At 55.9% G+C, this 13,737-nt stretch carries 11 protein-coding genes; 2 read left to right on the top strand and 9 right to left on the bottom strand.

The annotated features are described in order from the left end of the window. Positions 1-30: 30 nt before the first annotated feature. The gene (locus tag BJP35_RS12900) at positions 31-1,107 is read right to left on the bottom strand and encodes a LacI family DNA-binding transcriptional regulator (RefSeq protein ID WP_020884728.1); all 1,077 of its coding nucleotides are present in this window, start codon (positions 1,105-1,107) and stop codon (positions 31-33) included. Positions 1,108-1,376: 269 nt separating this feature from the next. Here BJP35_RS12900 and BJP35_RS12895 point away from each other — a divergent pair, with 269 nt between their 5' ends. Then, the gene (locus BJP35_RS12895; protein WP_032681282.1) at positions 1,377-2,642 is read left to right on the top strand and encodes a maltoporin; all 1,266 of its coding nucleotides are present in this window, start codon (positions 1,377-1,379) and stop codon (positions 2,640-2,642) included. Between the two features lie 104 nt (positions 2,643-2,746). On the opposite strand, the gene BJP35_RS12890 is transcribed toward BJP35_RS12895, so the two are convergent. From BJP35_RS12890 to BJP35_RS12865, 6 genes are all read right to left on the bottom strand, one after another. Next, a complete protein-coding gene (locus tag BJP35_RS12890) occupies positions 2,747-2,989 on the bottom strand; it encodes a glucose PTS transporter subunit EIIB (RefSeq protein WP_025204491.1) in 243 nt (80 codons plus the stop codon). A gap of 99 nt (positions 2,990-3,088) precedes the next feature. Continuing rightward, a complete protein-coding gene (locus BJP35_RS12885) occupies positions 3,089-5,146 on the bottom strand; it encodes a beta-galactosidase (RefSeq protein ID WP_086463308.1) in 2,058 nt (685 codons plus the stop codon). 30 nt (positions 5,147-5,176) lie between these two features. Continuing rightward, complete coding sequence (locus tag BJP35_RS12880) at positions 5,177-6,379, bottom strand: arabinogalactan endo-beta-1,4-galactanase (RefSeq protein WP_086463307.1); 1,203 nt, start codon at positions 6,377-6,379, stop codon at positions 5,177-5,179. A 2-nt stretch (positions 6,380-6,381) separates the two neighbouring features. Beyond that, a complete protein-coding gene (locus BJP35_RS12875) occupies positions 6,382-7,233 on the bottom strand; it encodes a sugar ABC transporter permease (protein ID WP_014169479.1) in 852 nt (283 codons plus the stop codon). 11 nt (positions 7,234-7,244) lie between these two features. Next, entirely contained in the window at positions 7,245-8,549 is a 1,305-nt protein-coding gene (locus BJP35_RS12870) for a carbohydrate ABC transporter permease (protein ID WP_086463306.1), read from the bottom strand. 57 nt (positions 8,550-8,606) lie between these two features. Next, entirely contained in the window at positions 8,607-9,821 is a 1,215-nt protein-coding gene (locus BJP35_RS12865; RefSeq protein WP_040017105.1) for an extracellular solute-binding protein, read from the bottom strand. Positions 9,822-10,142: 321 nt separating this feature from the next. Here BJP35_RS12865 and BJP35_RS12860 point away from each other — a divergent pair, with 321 nt between their 5' ends. Then, positions 10,143-11,258, top strand: a complete 1,116-nt coding sequence (locus BJP35_RS12860) for an ABC transporter ATP-binding protein (RefSeq protein WP_020884735.1) — start codon at positions 10,143-10,145, stop codon at positions 11,256-11,258. Here the strand turns inward: BJP35_RS12860 and hpxK are convergent. Together hpxK and BJP35_RS12850 are read right to left on the bottom strand one after the other, a co-directional pair. Next, positions 11,255-12,496, bottom strand: a complete 1,242-nt coding sequence (hpxK, locus tag BJP35_RS12855) for an allantoate amidohydrolase (protein WP_086463305.1) — start codon at positions 12,494-12,496, stop codon at positions 11,255-11,257. The genes BJP35_RS12860 and hpxK overlap by 4 nt on opposite strands. Then, a complete protein-coding gene (locus BJP35_RS12850; protein ID WP_047357204.1) occupies positions 12,493-13,734 on the bottom strand; it encodes an alanine--glyoxylate aminotransferase family protein in 1,242 nt (413 codons plus the stop codon). Before BJP35_RS12850 ends, hpxK begins: the two co-directional genes overlap by 4 nt. Positions 13,735-13,737 lie beyond the last annotated feature (3 nt).

Genomic DNA, 13,737 nt, shown 5'->3' with positions numbered 1-13,737 from the left:
CTCACCCACCGGGTTGAGGTGCTCACCGTTTTACATATCGCCAAGCTGATGTGCGATATCACGAAGCTGTTGCGCCAGTACCTGCAGGTTTTTGCCCTTCTCACCTTTCGGCCCGGTCGACTGCCGCACCACCAGCCGGGCAGGCAAAATGGATGACATGCGCACGGCATTGTCTTCGCCACTGTCGAGAATGCGGCGCACCGCCTCTTTCCCCTGCAGATCCAGGTCCAGCGATACCGTGGTCAATGCCGGATAGAAGAATGAGCTTTCGTAGGTGTCATCGTAGCCAATCACCGATTTTTCACCCGGAATGGAAATCTGATGCTGATGGAAAGCACTTAGTACCCCCAGCGCCATCTGGTCGTTGGCCACCAGCACGGCAGAGAATTGCGGCGTCTCGCGCAGCATCTGCAGCGCACCCGCGTAACCGCTCTGCGCGTCCCAGTTCCCGCGGATCACCGAGGCCGGCTCCAGACCGTAACCTTTCAGGGTTTCAATCCAGCTTTTCAGCCTGAGCTGCGCCGAGACAGAAGACGCAGGCCCCGCCAGCAACGCGATTTCCCGGTGCCCCAGTTCGTAGAGATATTTGACGCTGGCACGGGTGCCATCTGCCGGGTTAAACGAAACGTTAAACACGGAACTGTAAGGGTCAACGTCGAGGAACAGACAGACGATATCGTCGTTGTCCGTCGCGATTTTCTGCGCCTGCTCTGCTTCCAGCGGGACATTGATGATCACCTTACTGACGAGCTGAGATTTCAGTTCATTGATCGAATCCTGGATGCTGTGGTTGACGTTCTCATCAATCATGGAGATCAACACCTGATACCCTTCCACATTTGCATAGCGTTTTACCGCCGCGGCGACCTGTGACGGCGCATGCAAAGCCAGCGAAATCGTCACCAGTCCGACGGTCTGGGTCTGCTTTCCGACCAGCTGCTGCGCCAGGCGGTTCGGGACATACCGCAATAACTCTATGGATTTCTCCACCTTGTGACGCGTGGCTTCGGATACATTGGCAGATTTATTCAGTACCCTGGACACGGTCTGATAGGAGACGCCCGCATGGCGTGCGACGTCCTCTAACGTTGCGCTTTTCGACTTCATGGTCCGGTTCCTTATGTTGTTATGCGCTGATTGTATCAGGGGCGATATAAAAAAACGCCCACTGGCCACTTCTGGCTACCATAACACCATCAAAAAGTATTACGTTCACAATACTACATTTCTGGTCACACCTCATCAATCGTAACAAAATTGGCTATTTTATTTGCACTTAATCACAGATTAACGATCACGCAATTGCCAGAAAAAAGGTTTAGGCATTTTATGACAGCGGATTTGTGAACGTATTACAAAACAATAAGAGGGTAACAATGAACACGACGATCCGCTCTGTATCTGTTGCGTTGGCTGCCGCGTTAGCGTCTCCTTCGCTGTTTGCAGCGTCTTCAGTACCAATTGATTTTCATGGGTATCTTCGCTCTGGTGTGGGTGTCTCACGGGATGGTGGGATGGAGGAGTGGCAAAAAAATAAAATTGGCCGTCTGGGTAACGAGGCCGATACCTACGGCGAGCTGGAGCTGGGCTCAGAGGTGTACAAAAAGAACGATGTCAGCTTCTACCTCGACAGCATGGTGAGCATGGTCTCTGACGGCTCTAACGACAATGAAACCACCTTCGGCGACGATGCGCAGTTCGGGTTGCGTCAGCTGAATCTGCAGATCAAGGGGCTGATCCCTGGCGATCCGAACGCGGTAATCTGGGGCGGTAAGCGCTACTACCAGCGCCATGACCTGCACATCATTGACACCAAATACTGGAACATCTCAGGCGCGGGTGCTGGTATCGAAAACTACACCCTCGGACCGGGTGCGGTGTCCGTGGCCTGGATCCGTGGCGATGCCAACGACGTGGACTACCGCGTGGACGGCGATAGCGACGTCAATATCAACTACATCGACCTTCGCTATGCGGGCTGGAAGCCGTGGGCGGGTGCATGGACTGAAGTGGGCATTGATTACGCCATGCCAAACCCCACCAATAAGCAGAAAGAGTACGGTGGGCTGTATGAGGCCGACAACGGCGTCATGGTCACCGGTGAGATCAGCCAGGACATGTTAGGCGGCTACAACAAGCTGGTGCTGCAGTATGCGAACAAAGGCCTGGCGCAAAACATGGTGTCCCAGGGCGGCGGCTGGTATGACATGTGGAACTACGTGAACGACGCCAGCGGCTACCGTGTGATTAACACCGGCTTAATTCCGATTACGGACAAGCTCTCCTTCAACCACGTGCTGACCTGGGGCTCGGCGGATGACACCACGCAATTCACCGATAAATCGCGCCTTGTCTCTCTGGTGGGTCGCGCGCAGTACCAGTTCACCGAATACGTGCGTCTGATTGGTGAAGTGGGCGGTTTCTACCAGAAAGATACCTACACCGACGGCTCCAGCTACAAGCAGAGCGGAGAGAAGTACACCCTCGCACTCGGACTGGCGGATGGGCCTGATTTTATGTCGCGTCCTGAACTGCGCGTCTTCGCCTCTTACCTGAATGACTCCGAGAAAGGACAATCCTTCGAAGACGGCACCGCAAATAATACCTGGAATTTTGGCGTGCAGGTGGAAGCCTGGTGGTAATGTTTATTTCCTGATATGCGTTAATCGTTATTGTATCTCCAACAACTGGCAGTCTATTCTCCTCGTTTGGGATAGCCATTATTTTGGCTATCCCTTTTTTAATGTTAATGATTAAAATGCGCATCTAATAATTGCCGCAAGGTATCAGACTGCCGGCCAAATATCGCATGCACCTGCTGGCCAATAATAATTACGCCCAGCGCCCCCTCCTGTTGTAACGCCTGCGTATCCACCTTATTTAAATCTTTTACCGTGACGCGCAGACGGGTAATGCAGGCTTCAACATGTTCGATATTATCGTCGCCGCCAAATGCAGGAATTAAACGCTGAGTTATTTCACTGTCCATAATACGCCTCTCTGTTATGCAGATAAAAAAATGCCTGCTCATAGAGCAGGCGCCTTCAGATTGATTAGCCAGGGTTGTACGACGCGACGCCCTCAGCGACTACGCTTTACGCCTGAGTACCCGACAATCCCACGGCAGCAGAGCAGTATCACCCGCGGCGGCGGCATCGGTCATGCAGTCGGTATACCCCTGCGGCAGCGTAATGAGCTGCTGCTGGGCGGTGTAGTTCTGCACAAACACCCACGTGGTTTCGCCGTCCGTGCGGGCCGTTGCCACTACACCCGGTGGGAAATCGCATTCCATGGCCCGCGGCAGCGCCAGTTCGTCTATAATCCCGGCGAAGAAATCACGCTGGAACGGCAGATCGTTGCGCGACGCCACATGCCACGCTTTCCCCTTACCGAAACGGTTCACCGTCACGGCAGGCCGACCGGCGTAGAAATCATCCCGGTAGGTCGCCAGCGGCTGAGCGTTTTCGACATGGATCAGCTCGCACAGATGACGAACCTGATACGGCCCCTGCAGGCCAGCCGCATTACCCGCCAGCCCCTGTACCAGATTACGTTCTCCCTCACCGAGACAGTCGATCTCTTCTGCCCAGATGCCGAGCAGTTTACGCAGCGGCCCCGGGAACCCGCCGAGATGACAAAGATCGCTTTCATCCACGATGCCGCTCCAGTAGGTGGTCACCAGATGGCCGCCCCCGGCGACAAACGCTTCTGCGCGTTCGGCGAAGCCTTCCCGCACCATATAAAGCATCGGCGCAATCACCAGCGCGTACTGGCTGAGATCGCCGTCGGCATCAATCACATCCACCGCGATGCCTTTTTCCCAGAACGGACGGTAGTGTTCGTTAACGGTTTTTTCGTACTCCATCCCCATGTTGCGCGGCCCTTCGGCATCGTCCAGCGCCCAGCGATTTTGCTGGTCGAAGATAATCGCCACCCGTGCCTGCGTGCGACACCCGACCACCCCCGGCAGACGCTGAAGCATTTCGCCCAGACGCGTCACTTCGCGCCCGACACGCGTATCAAGATGCCCCACGTGGTCGATAACCGCCCCGTGGAATTTCTCCACCGAACCGCGGCTTTTACGCCACTGGAAGTACTGCACCGCATCGGCCCCGTGTGCCACCGCCTGCATTGACGAGAGAATATGCATCCCCGGCTTTTTCAGCTTGCTGGTCGGCTGCCAGTTGGTGGTACTCGGTGTGGACTCCATCAGCACAAAAGGTTTGCCGCCTTTCAGGCTGCGCATCATGTCGTGGTACATGGCGGTGTAGCAGGCGAGCTGGGTTTCGTCTTTCTCCTTGTGCCACATCGGGTAGCTGTCCCAGGAGATAAAGTCGATCGCTTTCGCAAGCTGCCAGTAGTCGTAATCGTAGAAGTACTCCATGAAGTTGGTCGTCACCGGCAACGCTGCGTTGACGGCTTTTAGCGGCGCAACCTCATGGCGGCAGAAATCTGTTACCTGCGCCGTATTAAAGCGGCGCCAGTCGAGGTTCAGACCGTGAATGGACACCTCGCCCTGCGGCGCAGGGGACTCAATCTGCGACCAGTCGCTATAGGTGTGGCTCCAGAAGGTGCTCCACCATGCGTGGTTCAGCGCATCCAGGGTTTTGTAGCGCGCTTTCAGCCAGTCGCGAAAGCGCTCCTGGCACAGATCGCAGTGGCACTCACCGCCGTACTCATTGGAGATATGCCAGCCCAGCACCGCCGGGTGCTGTGAATAACGTTCAGCCAGTAAGGTATTCATTTTCAATGTCTTCTCACGGTACACCGGGGAAGACATACAATGGTTATGACGCCCACCGTGCAGCGCAGGCACGCGGTTACGCCCTACGCGCAGCACCTGCGGGTATTTTTGCGACATCCATGCCGGGCGCGCACCGCTCGGCGTGGCGAGGAAAATATGGATCCCCGCTGAATATAATTTATCAATGACGTTATCCAGCCAGACAAAATCATATTCCCCTTCACGCGGTTCGAGCTTCGCCCAGCTAAATATGCCCACCGACATGACATTACATTTCGCCTGCTGCATCATGGCAATATCTTTTTCAATAATACCAGGGTAATTCTCCCATTGCTCCGGGTTATAGTCGGCGCCATGCAATAACGCAGCGACCTTCGAACTTAAAGGCGCAAATTTATTCATATTAAAAACGTCCTGAAGTGAAACAGAATACTATTTAAATACCGTTATCGACGGCAGCACTTTGCCATGACAATCAAATAACGCCTGGTTTTCGCGGGCATTTCCCTCTTTCCAGTCATCATGGATATATTTCATGCCGGTTTTGGTGGCCCATGTGGTGCCCGGTACGGCAATCCAGGTCGGCTCCCAGTAAAACAGGCCTTTACCGCGACGATCGGGAACGTCAATCACGGCCTGCATTAAATCGTGGATATAATCGTACTGACCCTGCACGGTGCCGGGGTAGCCACCGTCCTTCTCTTCTTTGGCCTGGAAACTGTTTTCTGCGTTATCGCAGTTCTCCAGCGTATAGCCATAGGCCGCTTCCACCACAATGACGTCTTTGTTATAGCGTTTGCTGATGTCATCCATATTGGCTTTCAGCGCGCCGATCGGACCATTCCAGTAGGTGTACATCGACAGGCCGATAATATCGAACGGCACATCGCGCTTCGTGATCTCATCAAACCACCAGCGGAAGGTGTCATTTTTAGTGCCTTCGGCCAGGTGCAGCATAATTTTCACCTGCTCGCCGTCGGTCAGGTTCTCTTTCAGCCCGCTGATTGCGGCGTTGAGTAACCCGGCTACGCGGTCAAACTCACCGCCACCCTGCCCCCAGCTTTTGCCTTCCGGCCAGAGTATTCCGCCATTGATTTCATTACCAATCTGGACCATATCCGGCAGCACGCCCTCTTTTTTAAAGCGGGCAATGGTGTCGCGCGTATAGTCATGGATTGCCGTTTTAAGCTGCGGGTAATCCATCTTCTCCCAGGCTTTAGGTTTGAACTGTTTGCCCGGGTCGGTCCAGAAATCGCTGTAGTGGAAATCGAGCAGGAGTTTTATGCCCTGGGCCTTCACGCGCTTCGCCAGCGCCAGCGTGTTTTCCAGATTGTTACTGCCGCCCCCGTAGGTATTTCCGTTGGCATCCTGCGGATCCACCCACAAACGCAGGCGCACATAGTTCACGCCGTTGGCTTTCAGAATGGCAATCGCGTCCTGCTGCTGGCCGTTCTGGTTATAAAATGTTGCGCCATGCTGTTCCGCCTCGAGCAGCGTCGAGATGTCCGCCCCCTTAATAAAGTCTGCCGGCATGGCGTTAAAAGGACGCGTTTTTACCCCGTCCGCGGCGAACGCACTCGCGGCAAGACCGCAAGAAAGACAAACAGCAAGCAAAGCGGGTTTGAGTCTATTCATGGTTATCCCTTAGTACTCCCGGAGGTCAGACCGGAGACGAAGTATTTTTGTAAGGCCAGATAGAGGATCGCGACCGGCACCGCAATCAGCACCGCGCCTGCCGCGTAGGTGGTGTAACTGGCACCCATTTTTTGCGCCACCAGGTTATAAAGCCCGATGGGTAAGGTGTATTTGTCCGGGGTGCGCAAAATGGTGCTGGAGAGAATGAAATCCCCCAGCGGCCCGGTGAAGGAGAACAGCGCCACCACCGCCACAATGGGTTTGGAAAGCGGCATGATGATCTCGATGAAGATGCGGAAGTTACTGGCTCCGTCCATGCGCGCGGACTCATCCAGATCCTTAGGAATGGCGTCCAGGTAGCCCTTCATCAGATAGGTGTTCATTGGGATCATGCCGCCAACGTAAATCAGCACCAGCGCCAGATGGCTGTTGATTAAGCCCAACAGCTGCGAGAGCACGAAGATGGCAATCAGCGCCGAGAACTGCGGGATCATCTGCAGCAGCAGGAAGAGCATCAGTCCGTTCTGCCGCCCCTTAAAGCGAAAACGCGAGAAGGCATAGGCGGTAAAGCTAACGCTGATTAAGGTCAACACCATGGTCAGGAAGCTGATTTTCATCGAGTTCCAGTACCACGTCATGTAATTCACCTGACCATTAAACAGGTCGGCGTAATGCTGGAACGACAGGTTCTGCGGAATAACAGAGGAGCTTAACAGGCTGTTGCCCGCGTTGAGTGAGGCGCCCACCGTCCACACCAGCGGGTAAATGATGATGACCGACACCAGCACAATAACCAGCCAGGAGAGTGAAAGGCGGACCCACTTCTCACGTTTAATACTTTGTGATTTAGCCATTGTTACGTCCCTTACGCCATGTCGTCATTTTTGAAAGATTTGGTGGCGCGGAACTGCCATAGCGCCAGGCCGACGACAAAAACAGACAGCAGGATGGTGATGGTCGCCGCAATGGCATATTGCGAAGATGACATCGTCAGTTTGTAGATCCACGACACCAGAATGTCGGTGCCGCCCGCATTCGACCCCACTACCGCCGGCCCGCCGTTATTGAACAGATAGATGATGTTGAAATTATTGAAGTTGAAGGTGTATTGCGTAATCAGGATCGGCGCAATGGCGTAGAGCACCAGCGGCAGCGTAATGGTCCGCAACCGGGTCCAGCTGCTGGCGCCGTCCATGGTGGCCGCTTCATACAGGTCATCAGGAATGGCCTGCAGCACGCCGGTGGTCATGGCGAAAACAAACGGGAAACCAAGCCAGGTTTGCATCATGATCAGCGCCGTTTTGGTCCAGAACGGATCGGTCATCCAGGCTTTAGGCGCAATCCCAAAGAAGGCCAGAATGGCGCTGTTAATCACCCCGAACGAGTCATTAAACATCCCGGCGAAAACCAGGATAGTGACAAAGCCCGGCACCGCCCACGGCAAAATAAAGATGGTGCGGATCAGCGGCTTAAAGCGTAAATCTTTCTGGTTCACCAGAATCGCCAGCAGTACGCCCACCGTACACTGCAGCGTAGTGGCGAGCAGCGTCCAGACCACCGTCCACTGCAGCACGTCGAAGAAGGTGGAACGCCAGATAGAGAGCGTAAAGATATTGATGAAGTTCTTAAACCCGACCCAGTCAACCAGCTTAGCCGGCGGCGTGTGGTAGAGGTTGTAGTTGGTAAAGGCGATGGCAAACCCGAACAAAATGGGAAACACCACCACAAACACCAGCAGGATAAAGCCCGGGGTGATCATCAGATACGGGAAGCCGTCGCTCAATAGCATCTGATACTGTTTACGCACGCTGTTAAGCTGCAATCCTTCGTCACGTTTCAGGCCATTGACCCACGCGTCACGCATCGACAGGTAATACACCATCACGCCGAACGCCGCGATTAACACGCTGATGATCCCCTCCGCCAGCAGGAAGATGGAGTTGTCGCGCGGCACCTCCTCACCCAGCGTCACCAGTCCCCACAGCCCTTCGCGCAGAAAATCAGCAAATACGCCGATAAAACTGGCAAGCAGCACCAGGAAGATGACCCCTTTCAGCCACTGACGGTGGTAAAACTGACCGAAGCCGGGAATGACCGCCAGCAGCAGGCTGGTCCAGGCGTGACGCCCGGCCACGCGCGGTTTGGCAAAATGTTCCGGGATGATACTCACAAACAACTCCTTTCAAAAAACGGGAGAGACGCCCTCCCGTTCTGCGACGTCAGAAAACTACTGGTTGCTGGCCTGCATGGCTTCGATTTGCATCTGAACCTGTTTTTCTGCGCTGTCGAGCGCGGCTTTCGGATCCTGTTTACCGGTCAGGCTCAGCTCGAGGGCCGCGTTCGCCGGAGCCCAGACTTCACCCATTTCCGGAATGCCCGGCATCGCTGTCGCCCGTGCGGCCTGCACGGCAACCGCGCTGGCTTTCTCGTCGTTCTTAATGAGCGGATCGTCAATCATCGCGGTCAGCGGCGGAATTTCACGCGTCGCGATATAGCGCGTTTTGACGTACTGCGGCTGGTTGATAAATTCGATAAATTTCTGCGCCATGGCTTTGTCTTTGCTCCAGGTAGAGACGACATAGCCCTTCACGCCCAGGAATGAACTCATTGGCTTACCGTCCGGCAGCGTCGGCAGCGGCGCAACGCCGTAGTTAATGCCCGCCGCTTCATACGGCTGGAACGCCCACGGACCGTTGATGACGGCTGCCGCTTTTTTCTCGGTAAACAGAGAATCGATCGCGTTCAGACCGTTATCGCCGATGATCCCCGCCGGGAACACGTCATCGGCATAGAATTTTTTCAGGTAGGTGACCGCGTCTACCGCGCCCGGCTTGTTCAGGCCCACGTCGCTGGCGTTATAACCGCCTTTATCGTTTTTACCGAAGATGTACCCGCCCATCGGGGAGATAGCCCCCCAGCTGTAGTAAATCTGGTCGAACTTGGCGAGCAGGCCGTACTGGTTTTTGGCGCGCTGCTGTTTAGAAAAGTCATACCAGTCCTGAAGTGAGTTGAGCGGCTTCGCGATCAGGTCTTTGTTGTAAATCAGCACCAGCGTCTCAACCGCTTTCGGCACACCGTAAAGGGTGTTATCCATTTTGAAGGCATTGATGGACGCCGGCGTGTACTGTTCGGTCTGCTTCGCCTCCAGATTCAGGGGGGTCAGCAGCCCTTGCACAACCGCCCCGCCCAGTTGATCATTGGGAATGACCAGCACGTCCGGGCCAATTCCTGCCGGGCCGTCGAGGCGCAGTTTTTCCAGCTGCTGCGCGTAAGGCATCTCCTGCAGGTTAACCTTAACGTCGTACTGCTTTTCGAAATCGGCGACCGCGTCTTTAATGCCGGACGACTTTTTGATGTCTTCCCAGACGTTAAGCTGCGTGGTGGCGTGAGCCTGCACCGCGAGCGTAGAGAGGATCAGAGCAGCGAGTATGTTCTTTTTCATTATCAACCTCATGTGAAGGTATAACAATTTTATGGTTGTTATTGCATTCCACCGCCATACACCTTCGCCAGAAAACCGACTAACACTGGCGTACAACGTATAACATCAAATGCCATTGGTTTGGTATACGCTACCCTTCACATCATGATAACTCTACAAAAAACTGTAAGTTGTGTGATCGTCATAACATTAATGGAATATCGGTATAGGGTGCGTGAATACTGGAAGTTATAGTCAGAGCAGACAAATTGCACCGTCCAGCCATGTAGCAAATAATTGTTATACGTAATACATACGCGGCGGTTTACTCGGGGAATACAGATGTCGAACATACAATTGAGGAATGTCACCAAACGCTTTGGCGACACCGTAACCTTGCACAACGTGAATCTTGAGATTGAAGACGGTGAGTTTGCCGTCTTTGTCGGTCCTTCCGGCTGCGGTAAATCGACAATGCTGCGCATGATTGCCGGACTGGAGGACATTAGCGAAGGGGAAGTGTTAATTGGTGACGAGGTGATGAACGACGTTGCCCCCTCCCACCGCGGCGTGGCGATGGTGTTTCAGTCCTATGCGCTCTACCCACATATGACGGTGGCCGAAAACATGGGCTACGGCCTGAAGGTCAATAAGGTGCCGAAAGATCAGATCCGCCATCAGGTCGAGATGGTGGCCAAAACGCTGCAGCTTTCCCACCTTCTGGATCGCAAACCTAAGCAGCTTTCCGGCGGCCAGCGCCAGCGTGTGGCTATTGGCCGCGCCATCGTGCGTAATCCGCGGGTCTTTATGTTCGACGAACCGCTCTCCAACCTGGATGCCGAGCTGCGCGTGGAGATGCGTCTGCATCTTGCCCGTCTGCACCAGGAACTGAAAACCACCATGGTGTATGTCACCCACGACCAGATAGAAGCGATGACCCTGGCTGATAAAATTGTGGTGATGAACTACGGAAAGGTTGAGCAGATGGGCGCGCCGATGGAACTCTACTACAAACCGGCGAACAAGTTCGTGGCCGGGTTTATCGGCTCGCCGAAGATGAATTTCCTGCCGGCAACGGTAGAGGCCTGGCAACCGGGTGAGCTGACGGTGAGATTATCCCAGCAGAAGACACTCACACTGGCCCTGACCACCACACCGTTGAACGCAGGCAGCCCGGTGACGCTGGGCATCCGTCCGGAACATTTAACCACCGATCTCCGCCACGGCACGCGGCTGACGTTTAACTGTGAAGTGGTTGAGCGTCTGGGCAATAACACCTACCTCTTTGGTCAGTGCTACGGCCACGACAATGTGAAGATTTTGCTGCCGGGCGATGTGAAATTCGCACCGTGGCAGCAAATTGATGTGGCTTTTGACGATCGCCACTGCATGGTGTTTGACGAGCAGGATGTGCGGGTGAGTGCCGACATCGATGAAGCGGTACGCTCAGTCGCTTAACCCGCCAGACGCGTTACCGCACGCGTAAAGGCATCAATCGCCAGCGCGACATCCTCAGCCATCACCGATTCCGCCGGATGGTGGCTGACGCCTCCCTTACACCGCACAAACAACATCCCTACCGGCCAGCGCTCCGCCAGGGCGATGGTGTCATGACCGGCACCGCTCGGCAGCGATAATGTCTTCCCCTGCACCGATTCTACAGCCTCCGCCAGCAGCGCCTGCAGACGTGTATCGCATGGCGTGGCGGCGATTCGGTAAAATTCGTCGGCTGCAAAATGTATTCCGCGACGGGCCGCTATCGCCTGCGCCTGCGTCAGCAGTGCAGTAAGCAGAAGGTCAAGCGGCGCATCCTGCGGGCCGCGAATATCTAACGAGAGCGCGACCTCGCCGGGGATGACGTTTACCGCACCAGGCAGACAGCGCAACTCACCCACCGTGGCCACCAGGTTGCCGCCGTGCTGACGGGTGGTGTTTTCAATCAGCACCATCCATTCGGCGGCGGCGGCCAGCGCGTCCTTACGATGCGCCATCGGCACGGTCCCGGCGTGGCCGGCCTCACCGGTGAAGCGGCAGTTCAGACGACGCGCGCCGTTAATGGCTTCAACCACGCCCAGCGCCAGACCGGCCTGTTCCAGACACGGTCCTTGTTCAATATGCAGCTCCAGAGAGGCGCTGAAATCATCCGGGCGTCTTGCGGCCATCGCGACACGGCTGGGATCTAACCCTGCCTGTACCATCGCCTGCGCCACGCTGATACCTCTGGCATCGCACGTGTCGAGCCAGCCCGCAGGCCAGGTGCCCGTCAGCGCGCGGCTGCCCAACAGCGTGATACCAAAGCGGGTACCCTCTTCATCGCAAAAGCCGACAATCTCAACGGCCTGCGCCAGCCGTTTTCCCTGCTGATGCAGGCTGTCAACGACTTCAATGGCCGTCAGCACTCCCAGCATCCCGTCGTAGCGCCCGGCATTGCGCACGGTATCCAGATGCGAGCCAAGCAATACCGCCGGTGCGCCCTCCTGCTCGCCTTCATAACGTCCGCAGATATTCCCCACGCTGTCCTGCCAGACGGTCATGCCCGCCTGGTTCATCCACTGCCCGACCAGCTGGTTAGCCTGCAGATGCTGGGCAGAGAGGTACACGCGGGTAAGGGAATCCTGGGTTTCGCTGATGGCGGCCAGCGCATCGGCGCGGGCCATCACACGTTCTGCCGCCTGCTGGCGTGTCGCGTGATTCATAGCGCCGTCTCAGTGCGGTAATGATCCCACGCGGCCTGCATCGCGGCACCCTGCGTAGTGGAAAACGTCAGGTAGTTCAGTACCGACTCCAGCGCACTCAGGGTGGTCATCACGCAGTCTTTACGCGCGTTATAGCCCATGGTGCCAATACGCCACACTTTGCCGTGCAGCGGACCAAACGAAGTACCGATTTCAATGCCGAAATCCTCCAGCATCAGTTTACGCACCTGGTCACCGTTTACGCCCTGAGGGATAAGCACGCCCAGCACGTTGTTCATCTTGTGCCTGAGGTCGCCGAAGGTCTCGAGTCCCATCGCCTGAATACCTTTCAGCAGCGCATCCCCGTGCAGCTTGTGGCGGGCGATACCGTTATCCAGCCCTTCCTGCAGAATGAGGCGGGCACATTCGCGGGCGCCAAACAGCGCGGTGGTCGCTTCGGTGTGGTGGTTCAGACGCTCGGGTCCCCAGTAATCCATCACCATGCCGAGGTCGAAATAGTTGGAGTAAATCATCTCCTCGTCGCCGTCGCGATGGGCATCGGTACGGATCCCCTCTTCGATGCATTTGCGGCGACGGATTGCCTCTTCCATCCGTGGGCTCAGGGTAACAGGCGAGGTGCCGGACGGACCGCCAAGACATTTCTGCATCCCCGCCGAGACCGCATCCAGCCCCCAGGCATCGGTCTCCAGGGCGTTGCCGCCGAGCGACGCGGTAGCATCGGTATAAAACAGGACATCGTAACGACGGCAGATTGCCCCGAGTTCTGCAAGCGGCTGCAGCATGGTGGTGGACGTATCCCCCTGCACGGTTAACAGCAGGCGCGGACGCACGCGTTTAATGGCATCTTCCACCCGATCCGGTGTGAACACCTCGCCCCACGGTACCTCGATGGTGTGGACCTCTGCGCGGCAGCGGCGGGCAATTTCGCACAGCAGATGGCCGAAGCGACCAAAAACGGGCACCAGCACTTTGTCCCCCGGACGAATGGCCGATACCAGAATCGCTTCAATCCCCGCGCGGGAGGTGCCGTCCACCAGCATCGTCCAGCGGTTTTCCGTGCGGAACACGCCGCGGTAGAGTGCCATGACGTCGTTCATGTAGTGGGTCATCGCCGGATCGTACTGGCCGATAAGCTGGCTCGACATGGCACGCAGCACGCGCGGATCGGCGTTGATCGGCCCCGGCCCCATCAGAAGACGTTGTGGCGGATTGATTTGCGGAAATTGAGCGATATCCATTTT

Source organism: Enterobacter sp. J49, assembly GCF_002148625.1.
GTDB classification, from domain to species: Bacteria; Pseudomonadota; Gammaproteobacteria; order Enterobacterales; family Enterobacteriaceae; genus Enterobacter; species Enterobacter ludwigii.
The sequence above is the reverse complement of the archived record's forward strand: the minus strand, read 5'-3'. Positions and strand labels throughout refer to the sequence as shown.

Excerpts from the sequence above, each read along its gene's own strand:
- BJP35_RS12900 (WP_020884728.1), bottom strand. The coding sequence starts at position 1,107 with ATGAAGTCGAAAAGCGCAACGTTAGAGGACGTCGCACGCCATGCGGGC.
- BJP35_RS12895 (WP_032681282.1), top strand. The coding sequence starts at position 1,377 with ATGAACACGACGATCCGCTCTGTATCTGTTGCGTTGGCTGCCGCGTTA.
- BJP35_RS12890 (WP_025204491.1), bottom strand. The coding sequence starts at position 2,989 with ATGGACAGTGAAATAACTCAGCGTTTAATTCCTGCATTTGGCGGCGAC.
- BJP35_RS12885 (WP_086463308.1), bottom strand. The coding sequence starts at position 5,146 with ATGAATAAATTTGCGCCTTTAAGTTCGAAGGTCGCTGCGTTATTGCAT.
- BJP35_RS12880 (WP_086463307.1), bottom strand. The coding sequence starts at position 6,379 with ATGAATAGACTCAAACCCGCTTTGCTTGCTGTTTGTCTTTCTTGCGGT.
- BJP35_RS12875 (WP_014169479.1), bottom strand. The coding sequence starts at position 7,233 with ATGGCTAAATCACAAAGTATTAAACGTGAGAAGTGGGTCCGCCTTTCA.
- BJP35_RS12865 (WP_040017105.1), bottom strand. The coding sequence starts at position 9,821 with ATGAAAAAGAACATACTCGCTGCTCTGATCCTCTCTACGCTCGCGGTG.
- BJP35_RS12860 (WP_020884735.1), top strand. The coding sequence starts at position 10,143 with ATGTCGAACATACAATTGAGGAATGTCACCAAACGCTTTGGCGACACC.
- hpxK (WP_086463305.1), bottom strand. The coding sequence starts at position 12,496 with ATGAATCACGCGACACGCCAGCAGGCGGCAGAACGTGTGATGGCCCGC.
- BJP35_RS12850 (WP_047357204.1), bottom strand. The coding sequence starts at position 13,734 with ATGGATATCGCTCAATTTCCGCAAATCAATCCGCCACAACGTCTTCTG.